This is a genomic window from Flaviramulus basaltis (genome assembly GCF_900114265.1).
In the GTDB taxonomy this organism is placed as follows: Bacteria; Bacteroidota; Bacteroidia; order Flavobacteriales; family Flavobacteriaceae; genus Flaviramulus; species Flaviramulus basaltis.
Map to the genome: position 1 here is coordinate 1,394,467 of NZ_FPKV01000001.1, position 20,475 is coordinate 1,414,941.

A 20,475-nucleotide genomic window follows, 5' to 3' on the forward strand; every position below is an offset into this window, starting at 1 on the left:
AAAATCTTTAAAACTTTTAATAAAAACGCAAAAAATATTTCATACGGCTTTGTTTTCTTAAATAATTAATTACATTAGCGCCTTAATTATGACAATGACAGTACATTATACATATTTTAACAATTGGTTTTATTTCTTTTTTAGCAAAAGAAACGAGGCGTTGTATGTATAATTTATAACAATAAATTTAAATATGAGTCTCGATGAAAATCGGGACTTTTTTTTGTTCAACAATTGAATAAATACTTTAAAATAAGACTAAATAATTGATAAAAACAGTAGCCATACAAGGAGTTATAGGATCTTTTCATCATATTGTATCTGAACAATTTTTTGAAAAACCAGTGGAAGTTATTGAATGTTTGACATTCGATAGGGTTGTCGATTCTTTAATTACAGAAGAGTGTGACGCCGCTATAATGGCTTTAGAAAACTCTATTGCGGGTTCAATTATACCAAATTATGCGCTTATTGATAAATACGGTTTACATATAGTAGGTGAGCATTATTTAGATATTCAACATAATTTAATGGTACTGCCAAATCAAAGTATTTCAGACATAAAAGAAGTGTATTCACACCCAATGGCATTGCTGCAATGTAAAGAGTTTTTTAAGCAATATCCTAACATTAAATTGATTGAAGATAAAGACACTGCCGAGGTTGCGCAACGTATACAAAAAAAGCAACTAAAAGGTGTTGGAGCTATTGCAAGTGTTAAAGCAGCAGAAATTTTTGAATTGCATATTTTGGCACATAGCATTCAAACTATCAAGCATAACGAAACACGTTTTGCTATAGTTAAACGCACAAATTCAGAAGTGCCTGAAGTTGAAATTAATAAAGCTTCGGTGAAATTTGAAACCGATCATAAAAGAGGCAGTTTAGCAACTATTTTAAATGTGATGAGTGACTGTAAATTGAATTTAACTAAAATACAGTCTTTACCTATAGTTGAAACCCCTTGGAAATATGCTTTTTTTGTTGATATCACTTTTGATAAGTATGCAGATTTTAAAAAAGCAAAATCTATAATAGATATTATGGCAGAAGGTTTTAAAGTGTTAGGAGAATATAAAAATGCTAAATTATGATTGAAGCAGCTAACAGGCTACAAACCGTTGAAGAATACTACTTCTCTAAAAAATTAAGAGAAGTAAACTTGCTTATTGCAAGCGGTAAACCAGTCATTAATTTAGGAATTGGTAGTCCAGATATGCAACCACCTCAAAAAGTTGTGGATGCTATTTCGGAGAGTTTTAAAAACCCCAATGCGCATAAATATCAAAGTTATCAAGGGCTTCCAGAACTTAGAGATGCAATCTCTGGGTTTTATAAAGAACATTTTTCGGTGTATTTAAGTTCTTCAACAGAGGTTTTACCTTTGATGGGAAGTAAGGAAGGTATTATGCATATTTCAATGGCATACCTAAATGAAGGAGACGAAGTTTTAATTCCAAATCCTGGATATCCAACTTATCAATCGGTTACAAAATTAGTAGGAGCAAAAGGTGTTTTATACGAATTAGATGAAGCAAATAACTGGATGCCAGATTTTGATGCTTTAGAAAAATTAGATTTAAGTAAAGTGAAACTCATGTGGGTAAATTATCCGCATATGCCAACTGGAGCTCAACCAACAAAAAATGTATTTGAAGAGTTAGTAGCATTTGGTAAGCGTCACAATATTTTAATTGTAAACGATAATCCATATAGCTTCATATTAAACGATTCACCAAAAAGCATATTGAGTGTTGAAGGCGCAAAGGATGTTTGTTTAGAGCTAAATTCGTTAAGCAAAACTTTTAATATGGCTGGTTGGCGTGTAGGTATGGTTGTTGGAGATAGCATTCATATAAATAATATTTTAAGGGTAAAAAGTAACATGGATTCTGGTATGTTTTATGGCATTCAAAAAGGAGCCATTGAAGCGTTAAAGTGCTCTGAAATGTGGTTTGCTACACTAAATAATGTGTATAGAGAACGTCGAAATTTAGTATGGCAATTGGCTGATGCTTTAAATTGTACATATGATAAAAAAGCAACAGGGCTTTTTGTTTGGGCAAAATTACCGGCGTATGTTAAGTCGGAAGAATTTATAGATTTAATATTAAAAGAGAGTCATATATTCATTACTCCAGGAACCATTTTTGGAAGTAAAGGAGAAGGTTATATAAGGTTTTCTTTGTGTGCATCAACTGAGGATTTAGAAGAAGCAATAGCAAGAGTAATATGAAAAATATATACATCATAGGAGTTGGTTTAATTGGTGGTAGTCTTGCTATTGATATTAAAAAGAATAATCCAGAAGTGGTTATTCATGGTATCAGCAGAAAAGAAGCAACATTAGATGAAGCTTTATCGCTTAAGCTAATAGATAAAAAGGCAACTTTAGATGATATAGAAAATGCCGATTTAGTTATTATAGCCATTCCTGTAGATGCCACTGTAAAGTTATTGCCAACTATTTTAGATAAGGTGTCAGATTCTGGTTTGGTTGTAGATGCAGGTTCAACTAAAGTAGATATTTGTAAAATAGTTGAAAATCATCCTAAACGTAGAAATTTTTTAGCAATGCATCCTATTGCAGGAACAGAATATTCTGGACCGAGTGCAGCAATAAGTGGTTTGTTTGAAGGTAAAACTAATATAGTATGTGAAGTTGAAAAAACAACGTTTAAGCTTCAAGAAAAAGCATTAAAGCTATTTACAGATATAGGAATGCGAATTAGATATATGAATCCTGAAGCGCATGATAAACACATTGCTTACATGTCGCATTTATCGCATATCAGTTCATTTATGCTAGGAAAAACAGTTATTGAAAAGGAGAAAAATGAACGCGATATTTTTGATATGGCAGGAAGTGGATTTGCTTCAACTGTGCGATTAGCAAAAAGTTCACCAGCCATGTGGACACCTATTTTCAAACAAAATAAAGCGAATGTTATTGAAACATTAGAAGAGTATATTACAAACCTCACTCATTTTAAAGAGCTGATGAAACAAGATGATTTTGACGCTATTTTTAATGAAATGGAAAACACCAATCATATAAAGGATATTTTAAAAGGAATTAGTTAAGAGTAAAATTATGGAAAACAAAAAAGAAATGAGAACATGGTTAGATGATTTAAATTTAAATCATCCGTTAGTAATTGCAGGACCATGTAGTGCTGAAACAGAAGAGCAAGTTTTAAAAATAGCACACGAGTTAAAAAATACAGATGTTAGCTATTTTAGAGCAGGAATTTGGAAACCAAGAACACGTCCAGGAATGTTTGAAGGTGTTGGAGCTTTAGGTCTAAAATGGTTGCAAAAAGTAAAAGCAGAAACAGGGATGAAAACTTGTACAGAAGTAGCAAATGCAGCACATGTAAAATTAGCTTTAGAGCATGATGTAGATTTATTATGGATTGGTGCACGCTCTACAGTTAGCCCATTTATAATGCAAGAAATTGCAGATGCTTTACAAGGTACAGATAAGCCTGTATTAATAAAAAACCCAGTTAATCCAGATTTAGCATTATGGCTAGGTGGTATAGAAAGAATTTATAAAGCAGGAGTTAAAAATATTGGAGCGATTCATAGAGGTTTTTCAACTTATGAAAAAACAAAATACCGTAATACTCCAGAGTGGCAATTAGCAATCGAGTTTCAAAATAAATATCCAGATATTCCTTTAATTAACGATCCTTCTCATATTACAGGAAAAAGAGATATGATTTTTGATGTTTCTCAAACCGCTTTAGATTTGAATTTTGATGGGTTAATGATTGAAACTCATTATGATCCTGAAAATGCATGGAGTGATGCTGCACAACAAGTAACGCCTTCTACTTTAATTCAAATCATGAAGGATTTAAAAATTAGAAAAGAAAGTGATTCTGAAGCAGATTATAATAAATCACTTGATAATTTAAGAGCACAAATTGATGTAATAGATAATCAAATTATAGAGTTATTAGGAAAACGAATGAAGTCGGCAGATGGTATTGGAGCACTTAAAAAGCAAAAGAATGTTGCTGTTTTACAATCTAAACGTTGGAACGAAATTTTAGGTAAAATGGTTCTCGAAGGAGAAGCAAAAGGATTAAGTGAAGAGTTTATCTTAAAAATGTTTAAAGCGATTCATCAAGAATCTATTAATCATCAAGAGAAGGTTATAAACGGATAATCCAATAAGACCTTTTAAATATTAAAAAATGCCTCACAATTGTGAGGCATTTTTGTTTGTATTACAGACTTATTATTTTCATCTTTGTTGTAATGAGAGGACACGTTTACAAATCTACAGGTAGCTGGTACACAGTTAAAACCGATTTAGGGCATACTTATGAATGCCGTATAAAGGGTAAATTCCGTTTAAAAGGTATTAAAAGCACGAACCCAATTGCTGTTGGAGATTTTGTGGATTTTGAGGTTGAAACTGATAACGATCAAGAATCCGGTGTTATTCATAACATACATGATAGAAAAAATTATATCGTTAGAAAGTCGGTAAATCTATCAAAGCAAACACATATTATTGCAGCTAATTTAGATCAGGTTTTTTTAATAATTACTATTAATAATCCGCCAACATTAACCAGTTTTATAGACCGATTTTTAGTAACAGCAGAAGCTTATTCCATAAAAACAGTATTACTATTTAATAAAATAGATACTTATGATGAAGAAACCCTAAATGAAGTAAAGTTTTTAGCTCATATATATAGAAAAATCGGCTATGAGTGTATAGGCATATCAGCAAAAACAGGTAAAAATATAGATAAGGTAAAGGCATTAATGCTTGATAAAGTAAGTATGTTTTCAGGACATTCAGGCGTTGGTAAATCGACACTAGTAAATGCTATTGAGCCAAATTTAAATATTAAAACAAAAGAAATTTCTACGCAACATATGCAAGGGCAGCATACTACAACTTTTGCAGAAATGTTTGATTTAAGTTTTCCTGCGCAAATTATAGATACACCAGGAATTAAAGGCTTTGGTGTGGTAGATATGGAAAAAGAAGAAATTGGCGATTATTTTCCCGAAATTTTTAAATTAAAACAAGATTGTAAGTTTAATAATTGTTTACACATTCAAGAACCTAATTGTGCTGTAAAGGAAGCTTTGGATAATGATGAAATTGCATTTTCGCGTTACCGCAGTTATTTGCAAATTGTTGAAGGAGAAGATGAACATTACAGAACCGATATTTGGGATAAAGAATAAGAATGAAAGTAGTTATTCAAAGAGTTTCTAGTGCAAGTGTTACAATTGAAGGAGTTAAAGTGGCTTCAATTTCAAACGGAGTTTTAATTCTTTTAGGTATTGTAAATGATGATGCCCAAGAGGATATTAATTGGCTTTCAAACAAAATAGTAAACCTTCGAATTTTTGGTGATGAAAATGATGTGATGAATAAATCTCTTTTAGATATTAATGGAGATGCAATTGTAGTAAGTCAGTTTACATTGCACGCTTTAACAAAAAAAGGAAACAGACCAAGTTACATAAAAGCAGCAAAACCAGAAGCTGCCATTCCACTTTATGAAGCCTTTGTGAAACAACTAGAAATAGACTTAGGTAAACCAATTCAAACAGGGCAATTTGGAGCAGATATGAAGGTTGAGCTTCTTAATGATGGTCCCGTAACGATTATAATAGACTCAAAAAATAAAGAATAATGGCATCTATTTTTGGTCATAGCATTGTTGGGTTTACGTTAACAAAAGTTATTGATTCAAAAAACACAAAATGGTTATTACTTGCTGCTATTTTTTCAACTATTCTACCAGATTTTGATGTTATTGCTTTTCATTTTGGAATACCATATGAGGCTCCTTTTGGTCATAGAGGTTTTACGCATTCCATCTTTTTTGCGATTATATGGGCATTATTTTTAATGTTTTTATTAGATAGAAAACATAAGCTAATATGGTTTTCAGTTATTTTTTTATCTACTTTTTCTCACGGACTTTTAGACGCTATGACATCAGGTGGCAAGGGCGTTGGGTTTTTAATTCCTTTTTGCAATGAACGTTTCTTTTTTTCATTCAGAGGTATAAAAGTATCTCCAATAGGTATTAATAAGTTTTTTTCTAATTGGGGAGTTCAAGTTATTTTAAGTGAATTAAAGTATGTATTTCTGCCATGTTTTTTTATATTTGGTTTAAGAATCTTAATTAAACCTAATAATAGCTAAGGGTTTTACTCTCGAATTAATTGTTCTTAAATTTTACTAAAAATTAGTATATAATAATTTTTAACTATTATTTATGATTAATAAAAATTACGTTTATTTATTATTCCTACTTTCATTTTTATTCACTTTTTCTCAAGAAAACTTATATTCAAGTTTAACAATTCCAGATAATTTAAAAGAAAATGCTAATGCAGTTATTAGATTGAACGAAATTACCGTTTCGTTAAGATCTCCTAACGAATTGTATGTGAAAGAAAAAAGAATTATAACTATTTTAAATGAGCAAGGGGATAGGAATATTGACGCTTACTTACATTATGATAATAATGTAAGTATAAAAACATTGCAAGTTTTAGTTTTTGATGCTTTTGGTGAAGAAATTAAAAAAATTAGGACTAAAGATTTTAAAGATGTTAGTGCTGTAAATGGAGGTACATTATATTCAGATTCTAGAGTAAAATATTTGGAATACACATCAATTTCTTATCCATATACTATAGAATTCATAAGTGAAACAACTAACAGTAGCACAGCATTTTTACCGTCTTTTAGACCAATTGATGATTATTTTGTAGCTATAGAAAACAGTAGCTATTCAATAAGCTATTCAGAAAACATTTCAATTCGGAAAAAAGAAAAAAACTTTGAGGAGATTGAAATAGAAAAAGAAGATATAAATGGTCATGTAGCTTATAAAGTTAAAGATGTAAAAGCCTTTAAACCTGAAGATTATAGTCCATCTTTAATAGACATTACACCAAATGTATTATTTGCTTCAAAGCAATTTACTTTAGAGGGGGTTTATGCAGAAGTTGAGAATTGGAATGATTTTGGAAAATGGATGTATCATGATTTGATTAAAGGGACTTATGATTTACCTGAAAGTACCATAATTAAGATAAGAGATTTAGTTAAAGATGAAACAAATAATATTGATAAAGCAAAAAAAATATACCAATATGTTCAAGATAAAGTAAGATATATTAGTGTACAAGTAGGTATTGGAGGCTGGAAACCTTTTAATGCTTCTTATGTTGATGCGGTTAGTTATGGTGATTGTAAGGCACTAACAAATTATACAATGTCACTTTTAAAAGCGGTAGATATTGAGTCAAATTATAGTGTGATATATGCCGGTAAGTCACAAAGAAATTTTGAAAAGGATTTTGCTATAATGCAAGGAAATCATGCCATTTTATCCATACCTAATGGAGATGAAACGCTTTGGCTAGAATGTACCAGCCAAAAATTACCATTCGGGTTTATTGGTGATTTTACAGATGATAGAGATGCATTAGTAATAACTCCAGAAGGGGGTGAAATTCAACATACAAAAAAATATAAAACCGAAGATAATAGACAGTTAGTAAAAGGAGAATGTATAATTGATGATGGTGGAGCAATTCAAGTAAATGTAAATATAACATCAGAAGGTATTCAATATAACGATAAGTATTGGTTAGAAACCGAAATTGAACGTGATTTAGATTTGCATTATAAAAAAAGATGGAGATATGTTAATAATATTATCATAGATAGTTTTAATATTATAAATGATAAATCTAACATTAAATTTATTGAAGACATTAGTTTTAACGCAACTAATTACACAAAAAAAGCAGCAAATAGAATGTTACTAACCGTTAATGTCCTAAATAGAAATACAAATATTCCAGATCGTTATAGAAGTAGAAAATATCCTTTAAAAATTAAAAGAGGTTTTATTGATGAAGATGAAGTTGAAATTAAATTACCAGAAGGTTATAAAATTGAGTCATTACCAAAAAATATAGTTTTAGAAAATAAGTTTGGTAGTTTTAAAACAGAAATTATAGTAAAAAATGAAAATACAATAATTTATAAAAGGGAATTTATTATAAAGGATGGTGACTATCCGAAAGAAGATTACAGCAACTTTAGAGATTTTTATAAAGAAGTATTAAAACAAGATAATGCAAAAGTAGCATTAATTAAAAGCCAACCATAGATGAGATTTTCAATTTTTTTACTAGTATTCAGTATAGGTGTTACAGGGTTTTCTCAAGATTATGATTTTGGAAAAATTTCAGAAGAAGAATTACAAGAGAAATTTAACCCTTTAGATTCTTCAGCAAGTGCAACCTATTTATACAAATACAGAAGAACATATTATAATTATGTTCAAAATCAAGGCTTTCAATTAATAACAGATGTCCATGAAAGGATTAAAATTTATAATAAAGAAGGATTTGATTATGCAACTAAATCTATAATGCTTTACAGGGATAATTCAATTAGAGAAAAGGTAAATAGTTTAAAAGCTTACACATACAATTTAATTGATAATAAGATAGAAGACGTAAAGTTAAAAAAGGATGGTATTTTCGATACAGAAAAGTCTAGTTTTTATGATGAAACTAAATTTACAATGCCAAATGTAAAGGAAGGTTCAGTAATTGAATATCAATATAAAATGGTTTCTCCATTTTATACAAATGTTGAAGAATTTCAATTTCAGCATGATATACCAATTAAAAAATTGACAGCAAAATTTGAAGTTCCTGAGTATTTCAATTTTAAAGTAAATACAAAAGGATTTTTACAAGTAACACCTAAAACAATACCCAAAAGAGATAAAATAATTTTTAACGATAAAGAAAGAGTGTATGACGGGAGAACAGTAAGTACAAAATTTAGTTCATCTAACTTAGAATTTACAAAGGATATTACTACATATGATTTGGAAAATATACCATCATTAAAAGACGAACCCTATGTGAATAATATTGATAATTATAGATCGTCAGTAAAATATGAAATATCATATGTTAAATTTCCAAATTCTCCAATAGATTATTATTCAACGACATGGGAAGATGTGGTTAAGTCAATTTATAAAAGCCCAAATTTTGGAGAAGAATTAAATAAAACCGGTTATTTTGAAAACGATATAGATGCTCTGGTAAATGGAGTTTCAGATCCAGTAAAAAAAATATTTTTAATTTTTAATTTTGTTAAATCAAAAGTAAAATGGAATGAATATTATGGAAAATTCGCAGAAGATGGTGTAAGAAAAGCTTATAAAGATCAGGTTGGGAATGTTGCAGAAATTAATTTAATGCTAACTTCTATGCTTCGTTATGCAGGTTTAAACGCTAATCCAGTTTTAATTAGTACAAGAAATAATGGTATTCCATTATTTCCAACAAGAGAAGGGTATAACTACGTTATTTCTTGTGTTGAAATGCCAGAAGGAACTATTTTACTAGATGCAACAAGTAAATACGGCTCTCCCAATATTTTACCTTATAGAGCTTTAAATTGGGATGGTAGAATTATTACAAAAGACGGGAATTCAACTTTAATAAATTTATACCCGAAAACGAACTCAAAAAATACAGTAACCCTAATGGTCAAATTAGATGAAGAAGGAACTGTTGAAGGGAATTACCGAATTATAAAAACAAACCATAACGCATTATCTTACAGAGGACAGTATAATGATACCGATGAAGATGCCTTTTTAGAAAAGCTGGAAAATAAATATGGAGGTTTAGAAATTTCGGAATTTATGGTTACTAATGCAAAAGATTTATCTAAACCAGTTGCGGAAACCTATAAGTTTGTAAAAGAGAGTCAGGCAGATATTATTGGGGATAAAATTTATTTTTCACCATTATTCTTTATGGCTACAAAAGAAAATCCTTTTAAACTGGAAAAAAGAGAATTCCCAGTAGATTTTGGTTATCCTTCAGAAAGTGTTTATAGAGTTATAATAAATTTGCCTGAAGGATATGCTGTTGAATCATTGCCAGAAACTACTGCAATGGCATTACCAGATAATTTAGGGACATTTAAATATGAAATATCACAAAAAGGATCAATTATTAATTTATACATAAGTACTGAAATTAATCAATCAGTAATTTCTCCAATATATTATGATGCCTTGAAAGAGTATTTTAAATTGTTAATTGAAAAAGAAAATGAACAAATAGTTTTAACTAAATCATAAATGAATATTCAAGACGCACAAAAAGAAGTAGATAACTGGATAAAAGACCACGGTGTACGTTATTTTAACGAGCTTACTAATATGGCACAACTTACAGAAGAAGTTGGTGAAGTAGCTCGTATTATAGCTCGTAGGTATGGTGAACAAAGTGAAAAAGAAAGCGATAAAGATAAAGACCTTGGAGAAGAACTTGCCGATGTATTGTTTGTTGTATTATGTTTAGCAAACCAAACAGGTGTAGATTTACAAAAAGCATTTGATAAAAGAATGGATAAGAAAGCAAAACGCGACCACGATAGGCATCATAATAACGAAAAATTAAAGTAAATTTGCAGCTTGTTTAAATACACATATTTATAAGTTAGATGCATATTACACTTCAAAAATCTAAAATTGCAAAGCAATCTTCAATAAAAATAACGGGATCAAAAAGCGAATCTAATCGCTTGTTGTTACTCCAAGCATTATACCCGGATTTTAAATTAGAAAACGTTTCAAATTCAGATGATAGTAACTTAATGACTAACGCTTTAAGCTCTCAGTCAAATTTAGTTGATATTCATCACGCAGGAACAGCAATGCGATTTTTAACGGCTTATTTTTCAATTCAAGAAGGTCGGCAAGTTGTGCTTACAGGTTCTAAACGTATGAAAGAACGACCAATTAAAATTTTGGCGGAAGCACTTCAGGATTTAGGAGCAGAAATTAGTTATGTAGAAAATGAAGGTTTTCCTCCAATAAAAATTAAAGGAAAAAGTCTAACTAAAAACAAAGTATCCTTAAAAGCGAATGTAAGTAGCCAGTATATTTCGGCATTATTGTTAGTCGCATCCAAACTTGAAAACGGTTTAGAATTAACACTTGAGGGAGAAATAACATCTATTCCTTATATAAATATGACTCTAAGTTTATTGGATGAAATTGGAGTAGAATCATCATTTATTAAAAATGTTATTACTGTAAAACCGAACACTAAATCTTTAAAGCCAAAAACACTTACTGTTGAGTCAGATTGGTCGTCGGCATCATACTATTTTAGTATTGTAGCCTTAAGTGAGGTAGGGACAGAAGTAACCATATCATCTTATAAAGAAAGCTCATTACAAGGCGATTCAGTTTTGGTTAATATTTATAAACACTTTGGAGTTACTTCTAATTTTAAAGGTAATAGTTTAACATTAAAAAAGGAAGCTATAGATCTTGAGCCTCTAATATTAAATTTAAAAAACGCTCCAGATATTGCACAAACGATAGCCGTAACTTGTTTTGCTTTAGGAATGTCTTGCAATTTAACAGGGCTTCATACACTTAAAATTAAAGAAACAGATAGATTAGTTGCTTTAAAAAAAGAGATTGAAAAATTAGGTGGTAAAGTAGAAATTACTAATGAATCTTTAAAGTTGGAGCCATCAAAAAATATTAAAGAATTCGTTTCAATTGAAACATATAACGATCACAGAATGGCTATGGCATTTGCACCATTAGCACTTAAAACATCAATTCTCATTGAAGATGCTGAAGTGGTTTCAAAATCTTATCCTACCTTTTGGGACGACCTAAAATCTATTGGATTTAAAATAACTAAATAATAATCACGCTTTTACTTGACAACCCCTACTCTCAGATTGTATATTTGCAATCTTGTTAAAAAAAAGCAAAATTTAATATATGAAATTATCACACTTCGGTTTCAATTTGCCAGATGAATTATTAGCAGAATATCCAGCAGAAAATAGAGATGAATCTCGTTTAATGGTTTTAGATAGAAAAAAACAAACCATCGAACATAAAATGTTTAAAGACATTATCGATTACTTTGATGAAGATGATGTTTTAATTCTAAACAACACTAAAGTATTTCCTGCTAGATTATACGGTAATAAAGAAAAAACAGGTGCCAGAATTGAAGTATTTCTTTTAAGAGAATTAAATGAAGAGCAACGTCTTTGGGATGTTTTAGTAGATCCTGCACGTAAAATAAGAATTGGTAACAAGCTATATTTTGGAGATGATGATACATTAGTAGCAGAGGTTATTGATAACACAACATCTAGAGGACGTACACTACGTTTTTTATATGATGGATCTTACAGAGAGTTTCGTTTAAAATTAACCCAATTAGGAGAAACACCACTTCCTAAATACATAAAAAGAGGAGTTGAGGCAGAAGATGAAGAGCGTTATCAAACAATTTTCGCAAAAAATGAAGGAGCTGTAGCTGCACCAACTGCAGGACTTCACTTTTCAAAACATTTACTAAAACGCTTAGAAATTAAAGGAGTAAACTTTGCTGAAGTTACATTACATGTAGGTTTAGGTACGTTTAACCCTGTTGAGGTAGAAGATTTATCCAAACATAAAATGGATAGCGAAGAGCTTAAAATTGATGAAAAAGCAGTAAATATTGTAAACACAGGTATCAAAAATAAAAAACGTGTATGTGCAGTAGGAACTACTGCAATGAGAGCAATAGAAACAGCTGTGTCTTCAAGTGGCAAGTTAAACGAAATAGATGGCTGGACAAATAAATTCATTTTTCCTCCATACGATTTTAGTATAGCAAACTGTATGATAACTAATTTTCATACACCAAAATCGACTCTATTAATGATGGTTTCAGCATTTGCAGGGCATGATTTTATTAAAAGAGCTTACGAGGAAGCCGTAAAAGAAAAGTACAAGTTTTACAGTTATGGCGATGCCATGTTAATTATATAAATTTTAAAAAGCCTTGTTTATTCAAGGCTTTTTAGTTTTTACTGTATTCCCAAATTAAATTCAGTGGAGTATTATATTAAAATCTTTTTGCTCTAATTCCAAAAGTAAATCATAGCTGCAATTATAATTCGTTAATCAAAATCCCTTTCACTATTTTTGCATCACTTATGGCAACAGGTAAAAAAGACATACGCGCATTAACCAAAGAGCAATTAAGAGATTTCTTTGTAAAGGAAGGAGATAAAGCCTTTAGAGGAAATCAAGTTTATGAGTGGCTTTGGCAAAAATCGGCACACACTTTTGATGATATGACTAATGTTTCAAAAGAAACTCGCCAAATGCTCGAAGATAACTTTGTTATCAATCATATAAAGGTTGATACTATGCAGCGTAGTAGTGATGGAACGGTTAAAAATGCAGTGCGTTTACATGATGGCTTAATAGTAGAATCGGTTTTAATACCAACTAAAACTAGAACGACAGCTTGTGTTTCAAGTCAAGTAGGTTGTAGTTTGGATTGTAAATTTTGTGCAACGTCGCGTTTAAAACGTATGCGTAATTTAAATCCAGATGAAATTTACGATCAAGTAGTTGCAATTGACAACGAAAGCAGATTATATTATAATAGACCATTAAGTAATATTGTATTTATGGGTATGGGAGAACCACTCATGAATTATAATAATGTTATAAAAGCTATAGATAAAATTACTTCAGATGAAGGTTTAGGTATGTCACCAAAGCGTATTACGGTTTCAACTTCTGGAGTACCTAAAATGATTAAAAAAATGGCAGATGATGAAGTTAAATTTAATTTAGCAGTTTCATTACATTCAGCTATTGATGAAGTAAGAACATCTATAATGCCGTTCAATGAAACCTTTCCTTTAACGGATTTAAAAGAAGCTTTAGAATATTGGTATGCTAAAACCAAACGCAAAATAAGTTATGAATATGTGGTTTGGAATGGTATTAATGATTCACAAAAAGATATTGATGCCTTTGTTGAGTTCTGTAAATATGTGCCTTGTAAAGTCAATATTATAGAATACAATCCAATTGATGATGGCGAATTTCAACAAGCTACAAATGAAGCTTTAGAAAATTATATTAGTAATTTAGAGAAAAATAGAATAGTAGTTAATGTGCGCCGAAGCAGAGGTAAAGATATTGATGCAGCTTGTGGGCAATTGGCAAATAAAAGCTAAATTGAGCTAGTGAAAATAGTAGAACAAATAAAGCAACCTATAGCTTATGAAATGGATCTTTTCGAGCAGAAGTTCCAGCTTTCAATGTCTAGTAAAGTAGCTCTACTTAATAGAATTACCCATTACATAGTAAATAGAAAAGGAAAACAAATGCGACCAATGTTTGTTTTTTTGGTTGCAAAAATGGTTTCAAATGGTGAGGTTAGCGAGCGTACTTATCGAGGAGCATCAGTAATTGAACTCATTCACACAGCAACTTTAGTACATGATGACGTTGTAGATGATAGTAATCGTCGTCGTGGATTCTTCTCTGTAAATGCACTTTGGAAAAATAAAATAGCGGTTTTAATTGGTGATTATTTACTATCAAAAGGATTACTGTTATCAATTGATAATAATGATTTTGATTTACTGAAAATCATTTCAATTGCTGTGCGTGAAATGAGTGAAGGAGAACTTTTGCAAATTGAAAAAGCACGCAAATTAGATATTACCGAAGATGTTTATTATGAAATTATTCGTCAAAAAACAGCAACTTTAATTGCTGCTTGTTGTAGTTTGGGGGCAGCATCGGTTAAACCAGAATCACAACATGTTGAAGCCATGCGTAAGTTTGGCGAACTTATAGGGATGGCATTTCAAATAAAAGATGATTTGTTTGATTATGGTGATGACCAAATAGGTAAGCCTACAGGAATAGATATTAAGGAGCAAAAAATGACTTTACCTTTAATTTATGTGCTTAATCAAGCTTCAAAACAAGATAAGAAATGGCTTATTAACTCTATAAAAAACCATAATAAAGATCTCAAAAGAGTTAAAGAAGTTATTACTTTCGTTAAAGAAAATGGTGGTTTAGATTATGCTATTAATAAAATGAAAGCTTTTCAAGATGAAGCTCTAGAACTTCTAAAAACTTATCCAGAATCAAACTATAGAAATTCACTTGAGCTTATGGTTAATTATGTGATTGATAGAAAAAAATAAAGTTTTTAAGATAAAGAAAAACGAATTTCACATATCAATTAATCCTATTTTTGTACCAGATATTACTATAAATAAATGCAACAAACTACAAATACTATTTTAATGATTCGTCCAACAAATTTTAGGATGAACGAACAAACGGCAGTTAACAATTACTATCAAAAAATTTTAGATAATATGTTGCCAGAAACGGTTAACATAAAAGCCCAAAAAGAGTTTGATGATTATGTTGAAAAGCTAAGAAGTATTGGTGTAAATGTAATTGTTGTAAACGATACAAATGAGACCGATACTCCAGATTCTATTTTTCCAAACAATTGGGTTTCGTTTCATGAAAATGGTAATGTAGGTTTGTATCCTATGTTTGCAGAAAACAGACGCTTGGAGCGAAGGGAAGATGTTTTGGAAACCTTAGAAGAAAATGGTTTTACAATTAATAATATTTTTGATTATACAAGTGCTGAAGAGGAAGGCATTTTTCTTGAAGGTACAGGCAGTTTAATTTTAGATAGAGTTAATGGTAAGGCTTATTGTGCATTATCTCCTAGAGCAGATGAAGATTTGTTTATAGAGTTTTGTGAGGATTTTGAATACACACCTGTAATTTTTACATCAAATCAAACGGTTAATGGAGTACGAAAAGCCATTTATCATACAAATGTTATGATGTGTTTGGGTGAAACTTTTGCAGTTATTTGTTTAAGTAGTATAGATGATAAAAAAGAACGCAAAAACGTAATTTCTCATTTAAAAGAAGATGGAAAAGAGATTATAGATATTACAGAAGCACAGGTGAATAATTTTGCTGGTAATATGTTGCAAGTAAAAGGTGCTAATGATGTTCGTTATTTAATCATGAGTCAAGCTGCTTATAATTCTTTAACAGATAAACAAGTAAAGACTTTAGAAAAACATACTAAGATACTATCAAGTTCTTTAGATACTATTGAGGCTTGTGGTGGAGGTAGTGCACGTTGTATGATGGCAGAAGTGTTTTTGCCTAAAGCATAAAAACGATTAAGATGGTTTAGATTTTGGTAATTGTACATAAAATGTACTTCCCTTACCTAGAGTGCTTTCAACCCAAATTTTACCATTATTAAGTTCAACTAATTCTTTACAAATAGAAAGACCTAAACCAGTGCCTTTTTCGTTATTGGTTCCAACAGTTGTGTAGGAAGTGTTTTTAAATAATTTTTCGATATTCTCTTTTGATATTCCAATACCAGTATCTGAAACACTAATAATGCAGCTACCATTACTAATATGATTAGATACGGTTATGGTGTCTCCATTTTTACTAAATTTTAATGCATTAGCCAGTAGATTTTGAATAACTATTTCAAACATGCTTCTATCTGCATAAGCAAAGTCTCTTAATGAATGATCAACCAAGTTGATGCCTTTATTTTCCATGCGTTGTTCAACAAGTTTTACTTTGTCTTCAAAAACCTCTTGAACATCAAATAAACTAGGTTTAGGCTCTAACGATTGCATTTGAGATTTAGACCAATTAAGTAAATTAAACAATAACAATGATGCGTTATTAGCATTTTCACTTAACTCAGGAATTAAGTTATCAAATTCTTCTCTAGATAAAGAGCCGTCTTTTAATAAATCTATAAAGCCATTAATAGAGGAAAGAGAGTCTTTTAAATCGTGAGATACAATAGAGAATAGTTTGTCTTTAACATTATTTACATTTTCAAGGTGTTTGGTTTGTTCTAAAAATGCCTCGTTTTGTAATTCAATTTTAATGTTTTTTTCTTCTAATTCTTGTGTGTATTTAATATTGTTATTCCGTTTTAAATAAATTAAAATTAAAAACGTAGATACTATGGCAAGGGCAGCTAGTAATGCATAAAAAATTAATTTGAATTTATTATACTTTTCGTCTGTTTCAAGCGTGCTGTATATTTTGGTTTGTTCAGTGGTATTATTAGCTATGGGCTTATCAAAATTTGGGTTTAATTCAAGTTGTTTTGAATCAATAGTAGTTGAATTCACAGAAGACATCTGGCTTCTTTTGAGACTATTGTTTAACTCATAATACTCTCTTTGCCATACAAAAGCTTTGTCAAACCGTTCTCTTGTAGAGTCTAAAGTTTTTAACAGTTTATAATGCTTAAGTAGCTCTATTTTATTATCAATACTCTTAGCAATATCACCAGCTTCAAGTAGTTGCTTTTCGGCTAAAACCAATCGATTTTGTCTTAAGTTTAAATCGCCCAAGTTATTTAAGGCTATTAATAAATTGGCTTTGTTCTTATTACGGATGTTTATATTATAACCTTGTACTAAATATTTTGAGGCTTTTTCATAATCGTTAAATTTTAAATATTCGCCACCTAATTTTGATAATACGTATCCACGAATTGAATCGTTTTTAGATTCACTACTTCCTAAAACTTTTTCATAAAATTCAATAGCTTTTCTATATTCCTTTTTCTCTGAGTAAAGTTCAGCTAACTTACTATTAGATTCATTAATCCCTTTAGTATCATGCAACTGTTCTTGTGTTTCTAGTGCTTTTGTATAAAACTCTATAGCTTTATCATTTGCATTAACATTATAATAGGCTTTAGCTAAGTTGCTGTAAGCTAAATTAAGATCTTTAACTAGGTTTCTGTTTTCTAATTCTTCAATAGCAGCAAGTGAGAATTGTAAACCTTTTGCATAGTTACCTCGTTTTATCTCTATTAAACCAATACTATTATTAACTCTAGCAGTGCTTAAAGTGTCTTTTAATGTTTTAAATAATCTTTTAGATTTTTCATAGCCACTTATTGCGTTTATGTAATCTCCTTTTTGAGCGTAAATTAGTGATTTGTAATAAGTGATTTTAGCAATGCCTTTACTGTAGTTAATACTGTTAGATAACTTTTCACTTTCAATAATATATTTTAGAGCTCTATCATATTCATTGGTGTCGTAAAGCGATTTTATAAGTTTTAGGGAGGTTTCTATTTTAGAGGAATCCTTTTCTTGAAACGCAAGTTCTATGGCGAGACTGTCTATTTCATTAGTTTGCGAGAAACAAATAAATGTATATAAACATAATATAATTAAGATAATTATTCTCCTCATAAAACATTATAAATTACAACTGAATAATTAAAGGGTCTTAAATTTGAGGGAAAATAAGAATACTTTATTAAGTTGTAATTTAGTTGATTAGTTTTAAATATTGTCCAAATTAATGGGTCTTTAATAGCTTTACCTCACAAAAATTGGAAAAAGGAGTATTAAAATCTAATTTCTGCGTTTTAATACCAATAAATTAGATGAAAGGGGTACTGAAAAATAGCTTAAAAATCGACGAATAGATAAACGGCAAGAATCATAGAAAAAGAGCATTTTATCGGTGAAATACATGCTGATTTTTATTGCTTTAGGGAATTTTATTAAAAACGAGAATTTTAATATTTATTAGTTCATAATAAGCTTGCTTTAAGAATATCAAGCATTTTTGTTATTACTAGAAAAACTTAAAAAACTTACTATCTTTGCACGCTCATAATACCATAAAAATGAATCTTCAAGATACCTTATCAAATAATGTAAAACAGGCAGTAAAATCTAATTATAATGTAGAATTAGAAACTGTAGAATTTCAAGCTACAAGAAAAGAATTTGCAGGAGATATTACGGTTGTTATTTTTCCTATGTTACGTTTTGTTAAAGGTAATCCTGTACAAATTGGTGAAACTATTGGGAAGTATTTAGTTGAAAATGTTACTGAGGTTGATGCTTTTAATGTGGTAAAAGGCTTTTTAAATATTGAAATAAGCGATTCATATTACCTTGATTTTTTTAATGGTGTGAAAAATGATAAAACTTATGGTTTTGTTTCGCCAACAGTAAATGAAAAAGCCATTATGGTTGAATATTCATCACCAAACACAAACAAACCTTTGCATTTAGGGCATGTTAGAAATAATCTTTTAGGTTATAGTGTTGCTGAAATTATAAAAGCATCTGGTAAAAAAGTTTACAAAACTCAAATTATAAACGATAGAGGTATTCATATTTGTAAAAGTATGTTGGCATGGAAGCGTTTTGGAAATGAAGAAACACCCGAAAACACAGGTTTAAAAGGTGATAAATTGGTTGGGAATTATTATGTGAAGTTTGACCAAGAATATAAAAAAGAAATTCAAGATTTAATTTCAAAAGGACAAACGGAAGAAGAAGCAAAAAAGAATGCTCCTATTTTACTAGAGGCTCAAAACATGCTTTTAAAATGGGAAGCTGGTGATGACGAAACTGTTGCACTTTGGGAAAAAATGAACGGTTGGGTTTACGAAGGCTTTAATGTAACTTATAAAAATTTAGGTGTCGATTTTGACACACTTTATTATGAAAGTAATACCTACTTATTAGGAAAAGAATTTGTTGCCGAAGGATTAAAATCTGGTGTTTTTGTAAAAGAAGATGACGGTTCAGTTTGGTGCGATTTAACCGAAGACGGGTTAGATAAAAAAATAGTGCAACGTGCTGATGGTACCGCTGTTTATATGACTCAAGATATTGGGACAGCGATACAACGTATTAAAGATTTTCCAGATGTTGGCGGAATGGTTTATACCGTAGGTAATGAGCAAGATTATCACTTTCAAGTGTTGTTTTTAATTCTGAAAAAACTTGGTTTTGATTGGGCAAAAAATCTATATCATTTAAGTTATGGTATGGTAGATTTACCAAGCGGAAAAATGAAAAGTCGAGAAGGTACTGTTGTTGATGCAGACGATTTAATTGATGATATGGCAACTACTGCCGAAGAAATATCAGAAGAATTAGGTAAACTTGATGGCTATTCAAAAGAGGAGAAAAAAGTACTTTTTAAAACGATTGGCTTAGGTGCTTTAAAATATCATATCCTAAAAGTAGACCCTAAAAAACGAATTTTATTCGACCCAAAAGAATCTATCGATTTTCAAGGTAATACAGGACCTTTTATACAGTATACCTACGCTAGAATTCAGTCTATTTTAAGAAAAGCAGATTTAGATGCAAATAGCAAATTAAATGTAGTTGATATTGAACTTCACCCGAAAGAAAAAGAACTAATCAAGCAAATTCAGTTATTTCCAGAAGTAGTTCAAAATGCTGCTGAAAATCATAGTCCTGCTTTAATTGCTAATTATACTTACGATTTGGTTAAGGAATTCAATTCTTTTTATCAAAATGTATCTATTTTAGGAGCAGATAACGATACCGAAAAAGCGCTTAGAGTTCAACTTTCAAATATGGTTGCTAATATCATAAAAAACAGTTTTAGCTTATTAGGAATTCAGGTTCCTGAGCGTATGTAATTTTCAATTTGTAATTTATGTTTTTCTAATAATTTATTGAAGCCCTTCTTTTTGTATAAA

Annotated in this window: 17 protein-coding genes; 16 read left to right on the forward strand and 1 reads right to left on the reverse strand. The window is 30.2% G+C overall.

From position 1 onward, the window contains the following. Positions 1-266 precede the first annotated feature (266 nt). From BT151_RS06305 to ctlX, 15 genes are all read left to right on the forward strand, one after another. Positions 267-1,094 carry a prephenate dehydratase gene (locus BT151_RS06305; protein ID WP_072400882.1) on the forward strand — a complete coding sequence of 276 codons (828 nt, stop codon included), beginning with the start codon at positions 267-269 and terminating at the stop codon, positions 1,092-1,094. Further along, on the forward strand, positions 1,091-2,236 hold the full coding sequence (locus BT151_RS06310; RefSeq protein WP_072400883.1) for a pyridoxal phosphate-dependent aminotransferase: 1,146 nt from the start codon (positions 1,091-1,093) through the stop codon (positions 2,234-2,236). Before BT151_RS06305 ends, BT151_RS06310 begins: the two co-directional genes overlap by 4 nt. Continuing rightward, on the forward strand, positions 2,233-3,084 hold the full coding sequence (locus BT151_RS06315; RefSeq protein WP_072400884.1) for a prephenate dehydrogenase: 852 nt from the start codon (positions 2,233-2,235) through the stop codon (positions 3,082-3,084). Before BT151_RS06310 ends, BT151_RS06315 begins: the two co-directional genes overlap by 4 nt. Positions 3,085-3,094: 10 nt before the next feature. Next, on the forward strand, positions 3,095-4,177 hold the full coding sequence (locus tag BT151_RS06320; protein ID WP_072400885.1) for a bifunctional 3-deoxy-7-phosphoheptulonate synthase/chorismate mutase type II: 1,083 nt from the start codon (positions 3,095-3,097) through the stop codon (positions 4,175-4,177). 92 nt (positions 4,178-4,269) lie between these two features. Next, a complete protein-coding gene (gene rsgA, locus BT151_RS06325; protein WP_072400886.1) occupies positions 4,270-5,220 on the forward strand; it encodes a ribosome small subunit-dependent GTPase A in 951 nt (316 codons plus the stop codon). 2 nt (positions 5,221-5,222) lie between these two features. After that, positions 5,223-5,675, forward strand: coding sequence for a D-aminoacyl-tRNA deacylase (gene dtd / locus BT151_RS06330; RefSeq protein WP_072400887.1), 453 nt, complete (start codon positions 5,223-5,225; stop codon positions 5,673-5,675). Next, positions 5,675-6,193 (forward strand): metal-dependent hydrolase, encoded by a 519-nt coding sequence (locus BT151_RS06335; protein WP_072400888.1) that lies wholly within the window; start codon positions 5,675-5,677, stop codon positions 6,191-6,193. The genes dtd and BT151_RS06335 overlap by 1 nt, the downstream gene beginning before the upstream one ends. Before the next feature lie 73 nt (positions 6,194-6,266). Continuing rightward, positions 6,267-8,180: a DUF3857 domain-containing protein gene (locus tag BT151_RS06340; RefSeq protein WP_072400889.1), complete on the forward strand. Its 1,914-nt coding sequence runs from the start codon at positions 6,267-6,269 to the stop codon at positions 8,178-8,180. Beyond that, positions 8,181-10,187: a DUF3857 domain-containing protein gene (locus tag BT151_RS06345; RefSeq protein ID WP_072400890.1), complete on the forward strand. Its 2,007-nt coding sequence runs from the start codon at positions 8,181-8,183 to the stop codon at positions 10,185-10,187. It begins immediately after the preceding gene. Continuing rightward, positions 10,188-10,514, forward strand: coding sequence for a nucleotide pyrophosphohydrolase (locus BT151_RS06350; protein WP_072400891.1), 327 nt, complete (start codon positions 10,188-10,190; stop codon positions 10,512-10,514). 38 nt (positions 10,515-10,552) lie between these two features. Continuing rightward, the gene (locus BT151_RS06355) at positions 10,553-11,776 is read left to right on the forward strand and encodes a 3-phosphoshikimate 1-carboxyvinyltransferase (protein WP_072400892.1); all 1,224 of its coding nucleotides are present in this window, start codon (positions 10,553-10,555) and stop codon (positions 11,774-11,776) included. 79 nt (positions 11,777-11,855) lie between these two features. Further along, entirely contained in the window at positions 11,856-12,905 is a 1,050-nt protein-coding gene (gene queA / locus BT151_RS06360) for a tRNA preQ1(34) S-adenosylmethionine ribosyltransferase-isomerase QueA (RefSeq protein WP_072400893.1), read from the forward strand. 167 nt (positions 12,906-13,072) lie between these two features. Next, positions 13,073-14,113: a dual-specificity RNA methyltransferase RlmN gene (rlmN, locus tag BT151_RS06365; RefSeq protein WP_072400894.1), complete on the forward strand. Its 1,041-nt coding sequence runs from the start codon at positions 13,073-13,075 to the stop codon at positions 14,111-14,113. Between the two features lie 9 nt (positions 14,114-14,122). Beyond that, a complete protein-coding gene (locus BT151_RS06370; protein ID WP_072400895.1) occupies positions 14,123-15,100 on the forward strand; it encodes a polyprenyl synthetase family protein in 978 nt (325 codons plus the stop codon). Positions 15,101-15,175: 75 nt separating this feature from the next. Continuing rightward, the gene (ctlX, locus tag BT151_RS06375; protein WP_072400896.1) at positions 15,176-16,111 is read left to right on the forward strand and encodes a citrulline utilization hydrolase CtlX; all 936 of its coding nucleotides are present in this window, start codon (positions 15,176-15,178) and stop codon (positions 16,109-16,111) included. A 6-nt stretch (positions 16,112-16,117) separates the two neighbouring features. Here the strand turns inward: ctlX and BT151_RS06380 are convergent, their stop codons facing one another. Next, on the reverse strand, positions 16,118-18,187 hold the full coding sequence (locus tag BT151_RS06380; RefSeq protein WP_072400897.1) for a tetratricopeptide repeat-containing sensor histidine kinase: 2,070 nt from the start codon (positions 18,185-18,187) through the stop codon (positions 16,118-16,120). 443 nt (positions 18,188-18,630) lie between these two features. Here BT151_RS06380 and argS point away from each other — a divergent pair, with 443 nt between their 5' ends. Then, the gene (gene argS, locus BT151_RS06385; protein WP_072400898.1) at positions 18,631-20,415 is read left to right on the forward strand and encodes an arginine--tRNA ligase; all 1,785 of its coding nucleotides are present in this window, start codon (positions 18,631-18,633) and stop codon (positions 20,413-20,415) included. Positions 20,416-20,475: the final 60 nt, after the last annotated feature.